The sequence below is a fragment of the Paenibacillus sp. MAHUQ-63 genome (assembly GCF_028765165.1).
In the GTDB taxonomy this organism is placed as follows: Bacteria; Bacillota; Bacilli; order Paenibacillales; family NBRC-103111; genus Paenibacillus_E.
Genome location: NZ_JARADB010000001.1, coordinates 1,022,502 through 1,038,994, shown reverse-complemented (window position 1 = coordinate 1,038,994; position 16,493 = coordinate 1,022,502). Strand labels below are relative to the sequence as shown.

At 51.1% G+C, this 16,493-nt stretch carries 13 protein-coding genes; 9 read left to right on the top strand and 4 right to left on the bottom strand.

Annotated elements, in window-relative coordinates; all coding sequences use genetic code 11:
- Window positions 1–2: 2 nt before the first annotated feature.
- The 8 genes from PUT07_RS04565 to PUT07_RS04530 all read left to right on the top strand — a co-directional run bounded on the left by PUT07_RS04565 (window position 3) and on the right by PUT07_RS04530 (window position 10,445).
- Window positions 3–1,100, top strand: coding sequence for a site-2 protease family protein (locus tag PUT07_RS04565; protein WP_274466608.1), 1,098 nt, complete (start codon window positions 3–5; stop codon window positions 1,098–1,100).
- A 42-nt stretch (window positions 1,101–1,142) separates the two neighbouring features.
- Window positions 1,143–2,318 (top strand): LL-diaminopimelate aminotransferase, encoded by a 1,176-nt coding sequence (locus PUT07_RS04560; protein ID WP_274466607.1) that lies wholly within the window; start codon window positions 1,143–1,145, stop codon window positions 2,316–2,318.
- Between the two features lie 88 nt (window positions 2,319–2,406).
- Complete coding sequence (locus PUT07_RS04555) at window positions 2,407–3,543, top strand: DNA sulfur modification protein DndB (protein WP_274466606.1); 1,137 nt, start codon at window positions 2,407–2,409, stop codon at window positions 3,541–3,543.
- Window positions 3,543–4,724 (top strand): DNA sulfur modification protein DndB, encoded by a 1,182-nt coding sequence (locus tag PUT07_RS04550; RefSeq protein WP_274466605.1) that lies wholly within the window; start codon window positions 3,543–3,545, stop codon window positions 4,722–4,724. Before PUT07_RS04555 ends, PUT07_RS04550 begins: the two co-directional genes overlap by 1 nt.
- A 498-nt stretch (window positions 4,725–5,222) precedes the next feature.
- Window positions 5,223–5,450, top strand: coding sequence for a DUF7667 family protein (locus PUT07_RS04545; protein ID WP_274466604.1), 228 nt, complete (start codon window positions 5,223–5,225; stop codon window positions 5,448–5,450).
- A gap of 83 nt (window positions 5,451–5,533) precedes the next feature.
- Window positions 5,534–8,749, top strand: a complete 3,216-nt coding sequence (locus PUT07_RS04540; protein WP_274466603.1) for a glycosyltransferase family 39 protein — start codon at window positions 5,534–5,536, stop codon at window positions 8,747–8,749.
- A gap of 159 nt (window positions 8,750–8,908) precedes the next feature.
- Window positions 8,909–9,451, top strand: a complete 543-nt coding sequence (ssuE, locus tag PUT07_RS04535) for an NADPH-dependent FMN reductase (RefSeq protein WP_274466602.1) — start codon at window positions 8,909–8,911, stop codon at window positions 9,449–9,451.
- A 118-nt stretch (window positions 9,452–9,569) separates the two neighbouring features.
- Complete coding sequence (locus PUT07_RS04530) at window positions 9,570–10,445, top strand: 5'-3' exonuclease (RefSeq protein ID WP_274466601.1); 876 nt, start codon at window positions 9,570–9,572, stop codon at window positions 10,443–10,445.
- A gap of 198 nt (window positions 10,446–10,643) precedes the next feature.
- On the opposite strand, the gene PUT07_RS04525 is transcribed toward PUT07_RS04530, so the two are convergent.
- Window positions 10,644–11,486 (bottom strand): AraC family transcriptional regulator, encoded by an 843-nt coding sequence (locus tag PUT07_RS04525; protein ID WP_274466600.1) that lies wholly within the window; start codon window positions 11,484–11,486, stop codon window positions 10,644–10,646.
- A gap of 175 nt (window positions 11,487–11,661) precedes the next feature.
- Here PUT07_RS04525 and PUT07_RS04520 point away from each other — a divergent pair, with 175 nt between their 5' ends.
- The gene (locus PUT07_RS04520; RefSeq protein WP_274466599.1) at window positions 11,662–13,146 is read left to right on the top strand and encodes a tagaturonate epimerase family protein; all 1,485 of its coding nucleotides are present in this window, start codon (window positions 11,662–11,664) and stop codon (window positions 13,144–13,146) included.
- 40 nt (window positions 13,147–13,186) lie between these two features.
- Here PUT07_RS04520 and PUT07_RS04515 read toward each other — a convergent pair whose 3' ends face one another.
- From PUT07_RS04515 to PUT07_RS04505, 3 genes are read right to left on the bottom strand one after another with little or no spacing between them, the layout of a single operon-like run.
- Window positions 13,187–14,038 carry a carbohydrate ABC transporter permease gene (locus tag PUT07_RS04515; RefSeq protein WP_274466597.1) on the bottom strand — a complete coding sequence of 284 codons (852 nt, stop codon included), beginning with the start codon at window positions 14,036–14,038 and terminating at the stop codon, window positions 13,187–13,189.
- Entirely contained in the window at window positions 13,998–14,957 is a 960-nt protein-coding gene (locus PUT07_RS04510) for a carbohydrate ABC transporter permease (RefSeq protein ID WP_274466596.1), read from the bottom strand. Before PUT07_RS04510 ends, PUT07_RS04515 begins: the two co-directional genes overlap by 41 nt.
- 22 nt (window positions 14,958–14,979) lie before the next feature.
- Window positions 14,980–16,305: an ABC transporter substrate-binding protein gene (locus PUT07_RS04505; protein ID WP_274466595.1), complete on the bottom strand. Its 1,326-nt coding sequence runs from the start codon at window positions 16,303–16,305 to the stop codon at window positions 14,980–14,982.
- Window positions 16,306–16,493 lie beyond the last annotated feature (188 nt).

Here is a 16,493-nt window from a genome sequence, read left to right as displayed (position 1 = left end):
AGGTGGAAGATCAGAAGAAGCCATCGCGCAAGAAGTCACCCTTGGCCATTGGCGGTTTTATAGCCGTCTTGCTGTCGCAAGGCAAGCTGCTTCTCGGATTTTTGAAGTTAGGAAAGGTTGGCGGGGCCGTCATTTCGATGTTTATTACGATTTGGGCTTACGCCTATCTCGCCCCGCTGCCATTCGCCATCGGGATCGTCGTTATGATCCTGATTCATGAGCTGGGGCACGTAGCGGCTGCCAAATTGAAAGGGCTTCCGGTATCGGCGCCTGTGTTTATTCCGTTTCTTGGTGCGCTGATTACCATGAAGAAGAATCCGACGGATGCGGCCACAGAAGCTTTTATCGGGATCGGCGGACCTGTGCTCGGGACAGTAGGCGGCGTTGGGGCGTTCGCGCTCGGCGTCTATCTCGACTCCCCTGTAATCGTTTCGGTCGCCTATGCTGCTTTCTATTTGAATTTGATCAATTTACTGCCGGTCCATCCGCTCGACGGAGGACGTATTGTTACCGCTGTCACCCGCTGGTTGTGGATAGTCGGATTAATAGGCGGTCTGGTGTTTATTTTTTATTTAGACTATTACGTCAATCAACTCATATTTTTCGCGATCTGGGCGATGTTCGCCTGGGATTTGTATAAAAAATATGTCAAATACAGAAATAAAGAGCAGCTGGTCTCGGTAGGCTCCCGTTTCGAATTCGCAGCGGACCATTTGCTTCAGCAGGGCTATATTATCCCCGGCGAGAATCATACGCGCGAGCTTGAATTCACGACCTATTCGGAGCTGCAAGGGGATGGCGGCGGCCGCCAAACGATCGTCATGTACTGGCAAGGGATCGGCTTCGAGGGCCATGCTTATTTGCCGGAGCAATCGATCGTTCGCCGAGTGCATCTGACCAAAGTGGATCACGTGCACAAAGAGGAAGGCTTCTACTTAGGTCTGCAAGTGCAGGTCGATTTCGTGCCGCTAGGGATCGGGGAACAATACTACGAAGTTCCGGCTGCCACCCGCTGGAAATTCGGAGCGGCTTATCTGGCGCTCGTGCTGTTCCTGCTTTATATGATAAGGCTCGTTCATCAGTCGGGCATTATCAATTAGTCCGATGAACCTGTTCAAACCAACATAATGAGGATAACAACCATGACATTTAAAGGATCCAAACGTTTAAATCAGCTAGGCTCTGCTATTTTTTCGGAAATGGCGGAATGGAAGCGAGAGGTTATGAACCAAGGGGTAGACGTCATAGATTTAGGTATAGGAAGTCCTGATCTCCCCCCGTCCGAACGCATTATCGAGGCGATGACCGAGGCTGTGCGCAATCCGGCCAACTACGGTTATCCGACATCGGAAGGCAGCTTGGCTTTCCGTGAAGCTGTAGCCAAATGGTACCGGCACCGGTTCGGCGTCGAACTCAATCCCGAGAATGAAATCCTGACATTGATGGGCTCGCAAGACGGCCTTGCTCACTTGGCGCTTTCTCTCTGCGATCCGGGCGATATCGCTATCGTGCCTGATCCGGGTTATCCCATATATTCGGCAAGTCTCGCGCTGGCGGGTGTTGAGCCTTATTTGCTGCCCCTCCGCGCATCCAACGACTTTTTACCCCAATTCGATGACATTCCAGATGATGTGGCTGCCAAGGCAAAATTCATCCTGCTTAACTACCCGAGCAATCCGTTATCTGCAATTGCAGATCGCGCTTTCTTCGAGCGATTGATAGCCTATGCGAAGAAGCATGAGCTGCTTGTCGTACACGATCTTGCCTACTCCGAAATGGCTTTTGACGGCTACAAGCCCATCAGTATTTTGGAGATCGAAGGCGCTAAGGAGGTTGCTGTCGAGTTTCATTCATTGTCCAAAAGCTTCAACATGGCAGGTTGCCGAATCGCGTTCCTGACCGGAAATGCAGATGCGGTGAAAGCTCTTAGAACGCTGAAATCCAATATCGATTATGGCGTATTTGGAGCCATTCAAGCGGCCGGCATCGCCGCATTAGAGGAAGATATGGAGAACGATCACTCCGTTGCCGCTGTTTACGAAAGAAGACGAAATGTATTCATTTCGGCTCTACAGGAAGCGGGTTGGGTCATACCGCCGCCGAAGGCAACCATGTTCATCTGGGCACCGATTCCAAAAGGATGGACCTCTCGACAAATTTCCCGGGAAATGCTGTTTCGCGCAGGTGTTGTCGTTATACCAGGCGACGCGTTTGGTGCGGAGGGAGAAGGCTTTGTGCGCATAGCGCTGGTGCAGGAAGAGGCCAGACTGCTGGAAGCGGCAAGGCGAATAGGCGATTGGCTGCGAAGCGTAGAATGAAAGTCTGAGATTTTGGTAAAAATAGGAGAATGAGAGATAGATGAAATCATCGTGTCAAGAAATTTGATGAATTGAAAGGGGTATGCATATGGATGCCATTTCCTCATTATCAGAACTGCTAGCTGAACAGAAACCATCTTCGTACGTAGAAATTCCCGGAGTATTGGGGCAGACATTCGGGCAGGCGACAATTGCCGCTACATTGCCTATGAGTAAGTTGTTTTCACTCTATGAAGTTGATTTAGAAGTTCAGCGTGCGATTATTCCGCGCAATCTTTCTAAACTCATCGATTATGTGAATCTGTATTTGGAAGATCGCCAACCGATCTATTTCCCAGGCATTATTTTCTCGGCCCGAGGCGCCGGACAATATGATGAAGACTTGCAAGCGCTTCGCTTGCAGCCAATTGAGAAATTGTACGTTGTCGATGGCCAGCACAGGCTGGCAGCGTTCCAGCGCATCATGGAAAATCTGCAAAGCCAGATGGCCCGGGCCAAGGATCGCCGCGAATATGACAAGATGGAAGAGATCACGGAGAAACTGCGCCGTTTGTACGCATTCCCGATTTCGACAATGACTTATCTGGACATCAACGCTCGTCAGGAGCGCCAGCTGTTCTCGGATATCAACAAACTTCCGCGCAAGCTCGGCGGCAATCTGGCCGTGCTTCGCGACCAGCGGAGATTTTATCACGTTGCGGCAACGGAGCTTGCTTCCAAAGCGCCTGCGATGCAGAAGCTTACGGTGGATATGTTCTCGGAACGCGGCAAATCGCCGGAGTACTTGTTCTCCTATCATCTGCTGATCGAAATTCTGGTCGCGCTGTTCGAAGGAAGAATGAAGTCGGCCGCCCGCAACAACGGCTACCAGTATGAAGAGAAAGACCTGCAGGAGTTAGTAGCCTTAGCCGGCACTTACTTCAACGGACTGCTGAATTATTTGGAGGCGCCGGCCAAAGGCGAGCTGGTCTGGTCGGAGAACATTCAAATCGCTTTAGCGTTGTTCATTCACGACGAAGCGACGAAGACAGGCAAGTTCAACCGTTACGCGCTTGAGCATGCGCTCAAAATTTTGCCGCATGTGAATTGGAACGCGATCTATGCCGGGGACGAGAAGGATCGTTTGCCTAGACGGACCCGTATTATGAAAGCATACAATTACATCAAAAGCTTCTATCAAGAACAGAATGCATTCCTGATCAGCGATAAGGAGGACGTGGGCTAATGGAAGGATTACGCCTGAAAATGACGATTCATCCGTTTTGCGAGAAATTCGGTCTGGCTACCGTAGCCTTGCGTGTGCAGGACTTGCTCAATTATACGATGATCGATCCGATGGTACAGCGCAAGCTCAGCAATATGCAAAGGCGCAAAATCTCGACGTACCTGCAGGAGCGCGAGCTGGATCATGTGTTCTTCGGTCCTGTTACCTTGTCCTTGCGGGAAGTGAATCAGTTGTCCAAAGGGGAGAAGGAATTCCTGCTGAAGCATGGCTCGAAGCTGTCGATTCTGGACGGTCAGCACCGGATTCTGGCTCTCGGCTATGTGAATGAGCAAATGCAGAAGGAAGTCCGGCGCTACGAGAAGAAGCTGGTACTGCTTAAGATCAAGCAGCGCAAGGCTCCTGAGGATACCGATATCCGTCAGGAAGTCGAGGAAACTGAAGGCACCATTAATCAATTGGAGAGCAGACGTCTGGATTTGATGGAAACGCAGCTCGCCGTGCAAATCTATATCGGCTTGACGGAAGAAGAAGAGCAGCAATTGTTCGGAGATATCAACTCCAAAGTGCAGTTGGTCAGCAAGGAGCTGGGCCATTCCTTCGATTCCATCGATCCGCTCAATCTCGTGATTCAACAGGTTGTTGATCATAACGTGTACTTGAAAGCGGTCGGTGTGGAGCGCCGCAGCAATTTGACGTCGTTCAACCGCAACTTTACTTGTTTCAGTTGGTTGTACGCGACAGCTACGATGCTGTTCTCGGGGCGGATGCAGCCATCTTACGAGCTGCAGCGCAAAATTCGCCACGATCCGTCGACGTACGTTGAAATTTTGCACCAATTCTTCAACACACTGCTGCCGATGATGCCGGAGCAGCCGGGGCTTGCGCAATATACGTCGGCGAACCGCGTCATTCAGGAAAGCATCGCGCTCTATGCGAACCGGTTCTTATTCCCGAACGGACAGTATAACGAGGATTGGACGGAATGCCTGCAAATTTTGGAAGGCTTCGACTGGTCCCATGAGAATGAGGAATTGATCTATGTCTTCGGTTCGCTGGATAACGGCAAGATTAACCTGATTCACGAGAAATCGTTGAAAAAGCATGTGAAGCTGGTGCAATTCTTCCTTGAGGGCACGGATTCGGCGAACAACGAATCGGAGCAGGAAGAATCTACCGCATAGGCTTGTAACTGAAAAACTTTCTATCTCACAATGTGTGAGCTAGAAAGTTTTTTTTGTTTTTTTGGAAATATACGAATTCCTACTACCATTTGTCTATACCAAATTATGAAAGCTAGAATACGATATCGTATAAAGTTTGAAAGGAGGAGAAAACGATGAGTTGCTCCGTATATGCTACTTTGGCTCGTATCAGCCTTGGCACTGTAATCACTGTTCATGCAGGTACTACTCCGAACCACACTGGTAGATTCCTAGGTATTGAAAATGGTAATCTTGTAATGGCTAGCACAGGTGGAACTGTATTCTTCATCCCAATCGACAGAATCTCCGTTATCCACATCCCTTAATTCATGTAAGAAAAAAGGAACGCAACAGGGTACAAGCCCTGCTCCGTTCCTTTTTTAATTAAAGACGAAAAGCGCAGGTGGTTTCAGCCACGTCAACTTTGTCCATACTGCATAATGACAGCAATTACAGTAGCAGGAGGGTCATGGAACCATGTTGGCCGTTCATCAACGTATGGCGGAGTTATGGACTTTGCGCAAGAAGCGGGAGTTAACCAAAGCAGAGCAGGATGAGCTGATGCTGTGCATGGAAGCGAACGCGACCTATGTCTGGATGCGAATAAAGCTGGAAAATTTATCGCTGTGCGCCTCGCTGACCAGCGACTACGAATGGCTGCATGAAATTTGCGAGCGCATCGAGAAGCTTGAACCTAAGCACTGACCAAGCCGGTCGGTGCTTTTTTCCTTTTCTGCTATAGTGTGGACGAGTATAATGGTAATAGTCTATATCTAAGGAGATGTCGCATGGTAAGCTGGTTCAAGCAAGCGGGGGAAGCCCCTTACAAATTGTTACTTCTCGGTTTATTGCTATTGACAGCGCTATACTTAAGACTATACCTGGCTCCCATCTGGATCGGCTACGACACGGATGTTCGCACCTTCCTGGCGTGGGCTGACAGAGCTTATACAGTTGGCTTATCCGGCATGTATACGAACGCCAAAGACTATTTCCTGGATTACCCGCCCGGGTATATGTATGTCCTGTATCTCATAGGCTTGCTTCATCATAAGCTTTCGATCCCGTGGGAGAGCGGAGCCTCTCTTCTCCTGCTGAAATTGCCTGCCATTCTGGCGGACATGGGGACTGTCATCCTGTTGTTCCGGCTGGCCGTTAACCGCAATGAGGGAGCGCGCACCTGGCTGCAAGCGATGGGCATTGCGGCATGGTTTGCTTTTAATCCGGCGATCTGGTCCAACTCTGCGATCTGGGGACAAGTCGATTCGTTCTTCATGCTGTTTATTGCAGCGACCTTCCTGCTTCAACAGCGGGGGAAGCTTCCGCAGGCCTCGGTCTGCATCGCATTGGCGCTGCTGTTGAAGCCGCAGGCGCTGCTCTTCGGCATTTTTCTGCTGATCGACGTCATCCGCAAGCGGAACCTGATGGTTCTGCTGCTCAGCGTTCTGAGCGGGTTGACGACGGTTGCCGTCATCTCTCTGCCATTTGCCATCGGAAGAGGCTACGGCTGGCTGATCGGGCTGTACTCGGGGACATTGGCGTCATACCCTTATGCCTCTTTGAATGCCTTTAATCTGATGGCGCTGCTCGGCGGTAATTTTATCGATATGAATACGAGCTTCCTGCATCTTTCCTATGCGAGATTGGGCATCGTGCTTATGGTTCTCTCCATCTTGTATTCATGCTATGTATACATACGCAGCAAGGGTCAAAGAGGAGCTCTATTGTATGTGGCGTTTCTATTTATTACAGCGGTGTTCATGTGTATGACCAAAATGCACGAGCGCTACCTGCATTACGGCTTGCTGCTGGCACTGCTCAGCTTCGTTTATACGAGGGACCGCCGTATCTTGGGCTTATTCATCGGTTTCAGCTTGACGCATTTCATCAATATCGCCGATGTGCTGCTGCGCAGCTTTCATCAGGATTACCATATTCCGCGTTATGACCCGCTGATGCTGGTCGTTTCGGGAGTTAATGTTATATTATTGGTCTATGCTTGTATATTGGGATGGAGGCTTTTCGTGCAATCACATCAAGAACCGAAGATCGAGGAGGATCACGTTCCTGTTCGGAAGACTCAACCGCCGGACATGAGGGAGGGGCGCTGGAACGCCATCTTCCAACCTAGCCGGGACGGGGTCGAGAGAAGCCCGAAGGGGCGCTTTTTTACGAAAAAAGATTGGCTGTACCTCGGCGCACTGGTCGTCGTCTATTCTGTTATCGCCTTGTTTCATCTAGGCGGTCATAAGGCTCCCGAGACGTTCTGGAAGCCGACAAGCGCAGGCGAATCGGTCATCGCCGATTTGGGCAGCTCGCATAACATTACCCGTATTAACACCTTTGGCGGTGTGGGAGAGGGCTCGTACTCTTTCTGGTTTTCCCAGGACGGCCAAGAGTGGCACGATCAGATCACAGTCAAATCCGATCATACCAAAGTATTCACCTGGAACACGGTGGAACCGAGGAAGGATGCGCGCTATGTGAAGCTGGTCATCGACGGGCAAGAGAGCGCGCAGCTGCACCTGCACGAGATCGGCATATTCGGGGACGGAAGCCCTGAGCTGCTGCCGGTACAACAAGTGCAGGAACAGGACATCAACCCGGCGGATGAAGGAAAACCGGTGAATTTGTTCGATGAGACCGGTGTAGTCCCTTATACGCCTACATACATGAACGGCACTTATTTCGATGAGATTTATCATGCAAGAACAGCCTATGAGCATATTCACCAGATTGAACCGTACGAGAGCACGCATCCGCCGCTGGGCAAAGTGCTGATGGCCGTCGGCATCTACATCTTCGGCTTGAATCCGTTCGGCTGGCGCATTGTCGGAACGTTGTTCGGCGTCGCGATGATTCCGGTTATCTACCTATTCGCGAAGCGCATGTTCGGACGGTCCGAGTATGCCTTCATTGCCGCCTTCCTGCTTACGTTCGATTTCATGCATTTTGCGCAGACGCGTATTGCGACCATCGATGTGTATGGCGTGTTCTTCATCATGCTCATGTTCTATTTCATGTACCGGTACACGACGCTCAGCTTTTACCGCGATAAGCTGTGGACCACGCTGATTCCGCTGGGACTCTCCGGCTTGTTCTTCGGCATCGGAGCCGCTTCCAAGTGGATCGTCATCTACGGCGGCGCCGGTCTTGCGCTGCTGCTGCTCTTGTCGCTGATCGAGCGGTACGGTGAATACCGGTTCGCCCGGCGGTTGCTGCGGGAGGCGGAGCAGCCGCATGATCCTGAAGGCGACGAGCTTTCGGCTCCGGAAGAGCCGAGGAAACCGCCGCTGACTGAAGAGGAGCGCAGCCGGCTGCAGATGGTGCAGAAGCTGTTCGCGCGAAACACGCTCTTCACGCTGCTGTGGTGTGTCTTGACTTTCGTTATCATTCCGTTAGGCATCTATACGCTGTCTTATATTCCGTTCATGATGGTGCCGGGACCAGGGCATAAATTGAAAGATGTCGTGACCTATCAGATTCACATGTACAAATATCACAAAGATCTCGTCGCTACGCACCCATTCTCGTCGCCATGGTGGGAGTGGCCGCTGATGCTGCGTCCGATCTGGTATTACCAGGCGAAATTCATGCCGCAGGGCATGCTCTCCAGCATCGTCTCGTTCGGTAACCCGCTTGTATGGTGGCCCGGCTTCGCCGCCGTGCTGCTCTCGTTCTATGTGGCGGTCAAACGGAGAGACAAGCTGCTGCGCGTGCTGTTAATCGCGTACTGCTCGCAGTACTTGCCATGGATGCTCGTACCTAGGCTGACATTCATCTACCACTACTTCGCGATGGTTCCGTTCCTTGTGCTCATGCTGACTTATTACATCAAAGAATACATGGAAGAGGGGCATCTGCATAAGCGCAGATGGGTATACGGGTATTTGGCTGCCGTGTTCGTCATGTTCGCACTGTTCTACCCGATCCTTTCGGGGATGATCATTCCGTCGACCTATTCCTTTTTCTTAAGATGGCTGCCGGGTTGGAACTTCTTCTAACTAAAAAGGAATTGACGCTTTCATTCTGTGGTGGTATGATAATTCCAAGTTAAATACTATGAATTAAAATGTCGACCGAACAGCAGGAGACTCCCACTTTGTATGGAACAAAGGTAGCGGAGTCTCTTTTGTCATCTAATCGAATGGAGAGTGAAGTTCATGGCCAAAATCGTAATTATTTCCGGAAGTCCAACCCCTACGTCCCGGCTGCATGGGGTGATTGAAGTGGCAAAAAGTCAGCTGACGCAAGCCGGTCTTACCGTGGATTGGATCAAAGTGCGCGATCTTCCGGCAGAGGATTTGCTGTATGCGAAGTTTGACAGCGAAGCGATCGTGCATGCGAATGCGCTCGTAGCCGCAGCGGATGCTGTGCTGGTAGCTACGCCGATCTACAAAGCTTCTTATACCGGCGTGCTGAAGGCGTTCCTGGACCTGCTTCCGCAGAAAGGGCTGGAGCATAAGATCGTGCTGCCGCTTGCCGTCGGCGGAACGATTTCCCACTTGCTGGCCATCGATTATGCGCTGAAGCCGGTGCTCTCTGCGTTAGGTGCCCAAAATATTTTACAGGGCGTCTATGTGCTGGATAAACAGGTCACGTGGGGCGAGCAGGGACAAGCCATTCTGGATGATGAGATCTCTGCGCGCTTGAATGAGTCGGTGACTCAATTCGTGCAGGAGGTTAAGTGGCATACGAGCCGTTGAGGTAGATAAAAGGATGAACCGCCATTGGTAACTTTTACTGATGGCGGTTTTTGCGTGCCGGGAAGCGGGCTGCCGTGCTATAATTAACCTATATTATGATGCGATAGGAGCGATTAGATTGTCAGAAACTTCACCTGGCTCCGTGCTGCTCGTCGATGGCATGGCCTTATTATTTCGCGGCTATTATGCGACTTCATCCAGCGGTTATATTATGAAAACAGATCATGGCGTCCCGATTAACGGCGTTTACGGTTTCCTCAAATATTTCCTAGATGCGATACAAACGTTCAAACCGTCTCATGTGGTGTGCTGCTGGGATATGGGGAGCAAAACCTTTCGTACCGAGAAGTTCGATGCGTACAAAGCGAACCGCGGTCCTGCACCGGATGAATTGATCCCGCAGTTCGATCTGGTTAAGGAGGTAACCGCCAGCTTCAACATCCCGAATGTCGGAGTTGCCGGATACGAAGCGGATGATTGCATCGGAACGTTAGCCCGTACATACAGCCCTTTGACGAAGGTTCAAATTTTGACGGGAGATCATGATATGCTCCAGCTTGTCGATGAGAACACGGAAGTCATCATTATGAAAAAAGGGCATTCCAATTACATGGTCTATACGCTGGAAACGCTGATGGCCGAGAAAAGCTTGACGCCTGCGCAAATCATTGACTTGAAAGGCTTAACCGGCGATACGGCGGATAATTATCCTGGTGTCAAAGGTATCGGTGAGAAAACGGCGATTAAGCTTTTGAACGAGTACCAGGATATCGGCGGCATTCTGGAGAACTTGGCCTCGCTGCCCAAAGGCGTTCGCGCCAAAATCGAAGCCGAGCTCGACATGCTGCACCTATCGCGTGATCTGGCCACCATCCGTCTGGATGCGCCGGTGGCGTGCGCGCTGGAGGATTGCGGCTGGGCGATGGACCGGGAGAAGGTTATCGCGAAGTTCGAGGAAATTGCCTACAAAGGGTTATTGCGATTGATCGGTTAAAAAAGAAGGGACAGTGCCTCTGGGGAGGTACTGTCCCTTTTGTGTTCGGGGGATGGGGGCGCCGGGGCGAGGAATAAGCACCGACTCCGGCGCCGAAACGAGAAATGTATATGATATTTCATATACAACCGCTCACTCCGGCCAAGCCGGCATCCAATCGGCTAGTGCTAAGCCCAACAACGCCCTCGAGATCACACGTCAATTAGCCGATTGCCTGTAGCGCAGCGGCGTCGTCTTCGTGATGTGACGAAACACACGGCCGAACTGCACCAGGGAGCCGAAGCCGACCTGCTCGGCGATGAGGATGACTTTCATCCTAGTCTGGGTCAGCAGACGCTGCGCTTCCTGCACGCGAACGAGGTTGACGTATTCGACGAGCGAGAAGCCCGTAATCTCCTTGAACATCCGGCTCAGATAAGCGGGAGAGATCTCGAAGCGTTCTGCAAGCTCCTCGAGCCGGACAGGTTCGGCGAAGTGCGTATTGATATGGCGCACGATTGTCGATATTTTCCGGTGGAGCGGGGAGACGTGCTCGGGCGACGTGACGGGATGCATGTGCACGAAGCGCGCAGTGAACAGCAGCAGCTCGATCAGATAATGCCGCAGGGCGAAGGATTGTCCAAGCTGCGTCTCCTTCGCTTCATGAATCATTTGGCCGAGAATGTCCTCGACGAACCGCCGGGTCGGTAAATCCAGCCGCAGCACGGGCGTTGCCCCGGTGAAGGCATCAAGCAGGAAAGGAGCGTCCTCTTTGGCGCTCTCCAAATAACTCTCGCTGAAATTCATGACGACACGCGCATGGCCTAACCGTTCCGAATCCGACGTGGCATGAAGCTCCCGGCGGTTGATGAGCACCAAGTCTCCCGGAAGAATTAGATAGGAGCGGTCGCGAATGAAATACATGCGCTCACCCTCATATAAATAATAGAGCTCATACATATCATGCATATGCTGCGTTCGTTCGAAAGAACCGGACCGGTGGATATGCTGGATATAAAACGGACCTTCGTCTTCATTGCCGAAAGTGACGGTGCTGGGCATAAGAATGACTCCTTCATACCGAATGGACTAACAGAAGTATACCATGATTGGAGTGAAAAATATGAATAGTTTCTGCAGAAAATAGGAATAGATGAAGAGAAAAAGCTCCTAACTTGCGATATGATAAAGCTATACCATTTTAGCAACCGTTTGCAAAAACAAGGAGGAACAGACAATGAAAGAACTTATAGCCGCAATCCAAGCAGGCAATCTATCCACATATTCGGCACCGGGCGTGAAAGTATACGAGGCATCCCTTACGCAAGTTGGCAGCACTTCGCTTCTGATGGTTCGCACGGAGGCAGGCAAACGTATTGTCGCTGTCGGTGAAGGCGAATTGTTCGATCAATTGAACGGAGAAGTTACAGACGGCGCGAAAGTAGCTCCATTGACGCATGCTAACCGTCTTGTTTTGAACCAATTCCTTCCATATACAGCTCCGCAAGCATTCGGAACGCAAGTCGCGACGATGGGTCTCGGCGACCGTCTCGGCATTGCAAGCCCTGGTCACATCCAAACGATCCGCGGCAAAGACATTCGTCCTGTGCTGGCTCAACAAAGTATCCGAGAGCTTGCGCTGACAGGCAGAACCTACGAAGACGTCTTGGATGCAGCGGCTTACGCCGTGTTCCAAGAAGGCTACAAAGATGGATATGGCGCAGACGGCGACCACTTGAAGAAAGAAGAAGACATTGAATACGCGCTTCGCCTCGGCTTCACGATGCTGACGCTCGATTGCTCCGAGAATATCGACAATACGATCGAAGGCTTATCCGCGGCTGAAGTATCCGCCAAATACGAGCAGCTTCCTGCGAGCTTGCGCGAGCACTATGAGAAGCGCTACCTGGAGACACCGGCTAACGTTCCGGGTGCGGCACTGAACTACACACGCGAGGCGCTCCAGAAGGACGTTCTGATCTATGATGCGGCAATCAACTTCATGGAAGCTATTTACCGCAAATATATTGCGACGCTGGACCGCGCGGTTGATTTTGAAATTTCAATCGACGAGACGGCTACGCCGACATCGCCGGAAGCGCATTACCTGGTAGCGAACGAGCTTCGCGACCGCGGCGTGAAGATCTTCAGCATGGCGCCGCGTTTCTGCGGAGAGTTCCAGAAGGGAATCGACTATATCGGCGATATCGCGCAATTCGAGCGTGAGCTTGCGAGCCATGCCGCGATTGCCGTGCATTTCGAATATAAGCTGAGCATTCACTCCGGCAGTGACAAATTCAGCGTATTCCCGCTCATCGGGCAATACACGAAAGGTCTGTTCCATATCAAAACAGCCGGCACGAACTGGCTTGAAGCCGTACGCGTCGTAGCGAAAGTAAACCCGTCGCTATACCGCCGCATGCATCAATACGCGTTGGAGCATTTCTCCGAGGCGACGGCTTACTACCATGTAACGACAGACATCGATGCAATCGTTCCGCTCGCCGAAGTGTCGGATAGCGATCTGCCGAATTACATGGAAGAAAACAACGCCCGTCAGTTGCTGCACATCACGTACGGTTTGCTGCTGCAAGCGAAGAATGCAGATGGCAGCAAAACGTTCGCGGATGAGTTCTTCCAAACGATGGCCGAGCAGGAAGAGGTGTTCGCCGAAGGTCTTCGCAAACATATCGGCAGACATCTGGAGCTGCTGGGTAAATAAGGCTAAGAGCCTGTCTCCGATTAGGGAGGCAGGCTTTTTGCTATTCTTTCACAGCACCGGCCGTTAGTCCGGCGACCATATATTTCTGGAAAAACAAGAATAAGATAACAATCGGGATCGTCGCCGTGACGCAAACCGTCATAATGTTAGCCCAATCATAAGCGACTTCACCCATATACCGGATGGATATGCCGGGGTTCAGTGTGCGAAGGTGATCCTTATTGATGAGCGTCAAGGAGTACAGCAAATCATCCCATGACAAAATGAACGTATAAATGCCGACGGAGAAAATGCCGGGCTTCGACAACGGGAAAATGATACGGAATAAGATGCCGAACCGGCTGCATCCATCGATTTTTGCCGCTTCCTCCAGCGAGTGCGGGATGTTGTCGAAGAAAACCTTGATCATCCAGATCGAGAAGGGCAGGGATGCTGTCGTCAGGGCGATAATGAGTCCCAAATGCGTATTTAACAGCCCGTACGACTTGTACATCGCATAAAGCGCAATGAGCAGAGAGACGACAGGCAGCATCTGCGTCGATAAGAGCGAGAACATGATGGCATTTTTGAATTTAAAATGAAAGCGGGAGAACCCGTAGCCGGCGAACATTGCGAAGAGCAGAGTCACCAGCGTTGTGCTTCCGCTGACCAACAGGCTGTTACGGTAATAGATCAGAAACACGTTATCGGACAGCAGCTTCACATAGTGCGACATAACGGGCTTCGACGGCACCCACTCCGGCGGAATTTGGAATAGCACGGAGTTGTCCTTGAATGAAGTCACGAACATCCAGTACAGCGGAAAGATGAGAAATAAGACGAATACGAATAAGCCTACATATTGTCCCGTATTATGCAGCGTGTTTTTGCTTGACCGGCTTGGACTTGGCATAGCTGTTCCTCCTTCCTGCAGCGGGTTCCTCGCCCAATGAGAACAGCTTGTTGTAGAGCATGGAGATCAGCAGCATGATGATAAGCCACACGGCGCCGATTGCAGCGCCTTTGCCTAAATTCAGCTGGACGAAGGCGGCTTTATAGCTGTATATCGCAAGCGTAGTCGTCGTGTTCAGCGGGCCGCCGCCTGTCATAATCCAGAACAGCGGGAACATTTTGAAGTTCTCGATGATCGAGATTAAAGTGATGGTTTTGATATTGTTTTTGAGCATAGGCAGCGTAATATACAATAAAAGCTGCCTCCGGTTGGCGCCGTCGATTCGTGCGGCTTCATACATATCCTCGGAGATCCCCTGCATTCCCGCCAAGAGCATCGTGCTCATGAAGGGAAGCTGCCGCCACAGCGCCGTTACGATCACGGCCGGCAAGGCCAGATCCAGATTGGTCAGCCAATCCTGCGGCTTGCTGATGAGATGCAACTGCTGCAGCACGTAGTTGATGAGTCCGTACTGCGGCTGAAACAGCCACATCCATAAGAGTGCCGATACGATCGTCGGCACAATCCATGGGATGAGAATAAGCGTACGGAACAGCTTCTTGAAGCGAATGTTGGCATTGAGCAGCAGGGCCAAACACATCCCCAGTACAAATTGCACGCTGACAATGCAGACGACGTACGTCAAGGTTACACGCAGAGCCTCGAAGAACTCCCCGTCTTTGAAAATCTCCGCATAGTTGGCGAAATCGTTCCACGGCTGGTTCTTCATACTGAGCAGTGTGACCTTAAAGAAGCTCATGTAAATCGATTTCACGATGGGAATCCCGATCGTGAACAGCAGCATCGCCAAAGCGGGTACGATGAGAACTAGAAGAAACAGGCGGTCCTTCGCCAGCTCCGATATTCCTTTAACTCGCATATGATGTCCACTCCCAGCAGCTTTATTTCAGCGTTACTTTCAATTTGGCGTCGAGCTCCTGCGCCACCTTATCCGTCGGTGCGTAATCCGTCGACACTTTGAGCAGGGCATCGGCGATATCGATATACGCCTGTTCCATCCCCGGATGATTTTTGGGCAGCGGTTGAATAAGGTTCATTTGTTCCATCAGCACTTTGTCGAATTCCGTTTCCGTGAACATGGAACTGAGTGATTTGCGCGCAGAGATGACATCGCTTTGCTTGTGGTAAATGGAAATCGCTTCTTTATCGGTCAAATATTTAATGAAATCCGCTGCAGCCTGCTTATGCTTGGAATCCGCAGAAATCACGAGTCCATGCGCCTCGCCGATCGAGACACTTTTTCCGGAGACACCGGCAGGTACAAGGGCCGCTCCCCATACTTTGTCATATTCAGCGCCTTTGCCGCTCAAGTTGCGGAATACGGCTTTTCCGTAGTTGCCGTCTACGTACATGCCTAAACGGCCGATGGAGAACAGATTCCTCAGGTCTTTCAGCTTGGCGCCGGAGGGGCTGATGCCGTCTTTCACTAATTTTTTATAATAGTTTAATGTGTTGACCATTTCAGGGGTATTGGCATTGACCTTCCCGTCTTTGTCCAGAAGCGCTCCTCCGAAGCTGTACAGATTGCGCAGCGCGATCTCGCCGTTGATGGCGAGCTTGTCGGAAGGCTCCCCGAACCCGTAGATTTTCTCTCCGCTGTCGGTCTTCAACTCCGAAAGCGCCTTCGCTGCTTTCAGCATCTCGTCGATCGTTGCCGGTGCCTTGGCTTCGAGCCCGGCTTTCTTGAACAGGTCTTTGTTCCAGTACAAAATGTAAGGCGTCGGCGCCCAAGGAACTCCCATTAATTTGCCGTTGTACGAGAAATCTTCCTTGAAGCTTGGCATCAAATCGTCTACATATTCTTTGCCCATCAAGTCGTCGAGCGGCGTTACAATGTCTGAGGCTGCATAGGACCCGAACCAAGCGGGGAACGTTTGAATGATGTCAGGCGCATTCCCCGTCGAAGCCATCACGAAGGTTTGCTGTTTAATATCAGCGAAAGGAATGCCGATAAACTCGATTTTGACATTCGGCGTCTTCTCTTCATACTTTTTGACCATTTCCTCCAGTGCGCCTTTCGTTGCGGCTTCACTGATACTCCAAGAGGCGAAGGTCAGCTTGATCGGTTCATTCGGTTTTGCGGATTGTGCAGCGTTACCGGTTGAATCCCCTGCAGCATCATTGCTGCTGTCGGTTGCGCACGCCGTCAGCGTGCCGGCCAGCAAAATTGTGGATAGCGTTATGGATGCGGCTTTGCTCATGTTCATTTTTAAATATCCTCCCCTGGATGCTTATGGAATACGGTAAATTTGAGTTGCGTCTCACACTTTTTATTATGGGGACGGGAGGTCTGCACGCCTATCTCCAATCCATGAAGGTTGTAGAGAAATCGTGACTTATGGAATCATCAAGTTATGACATCGTTCATCGATTCGTGACTTCCTCGCCACAATTG

Bases quoted from the DNA above. Each gene is read 5' to 3' on its own strand.
- PUT07_RS04515 (WP_274466597.1), bottom strand. From the start codon at position 14,038: ATGCCAAGTCCAAGCCGGTCAAGCAAAAACACGCTGCATAATACGGGA.
- ssuE (WP_274466602.1), top strand. From the start codon at position 8,909: ATGGCCAAAATCGTAATTATTTCCGGAAGTCCAACCCCTACGTCCCGG.
- PUT07_RS04505 (WP_274466595.1), bottom strand. From the start codon at position 16,305: ATGAACATGAGCAAAGCCGCATCCATAACGCTATCCACAATTTTGCTG.
- PUT07_RS04550 (WP_274466605.1), top strand. From the start codon at position 3,543: ATGGAAGGATTACGCCTGAAAATGACGATTCATCCGTTTTGCGAGAAA.
- PUT07_RS04520 (WP_274466599.1), top strand. From the start codon at position 11,662: ATGAAAGAACTTATAGCCGCAATCCAAGCAGGCAATCTATCCACATAT.
- PUT07_RS04555 (WP_274466606.1), top strand. From the start codon at position 2,407: ATGGATGCCATTTCCTCATTATCAGAACTGCTAGCTGAACAGAAACCA.
- PUT07_RS04545 (WP_274466604.1), top strand. From the start codon at position 5,223: ATGTTGGCCGTTCATCAACGTATGGCGGAGTTATGGACTTTGCGCAAG.
- PUT07_RS04525 (WP_274466600.1), bottom strand. From the start codon at position 11,486: ATGCCCAGCACCGTCACTTTCGGCAATGAAGACGAAGGTCCGTTTTAT.
- PUT07_RS04540 (WP_274466603.1), top strand. From the start codon at position 5,534: ATGGTAAGCTGGTTCAAGCAAGCGGGGGAAGCCCCTTACAAATTGTTA.
- PUT07_RS04510 (WP_274466596.1), bottom strand. From the start codon at position 14,957: ATGCGAGTTAAAGGAATATCGGAGCTGGCGAAGGACCGCCTGTTTCTT.
- PUT07_RS04560 (WP_274466607.1), top strand. From the start codon at position 1,143: ATGACATTTAAAGGATCCAAACGTTTAAATCAGCTAGGCTCTGCTATT.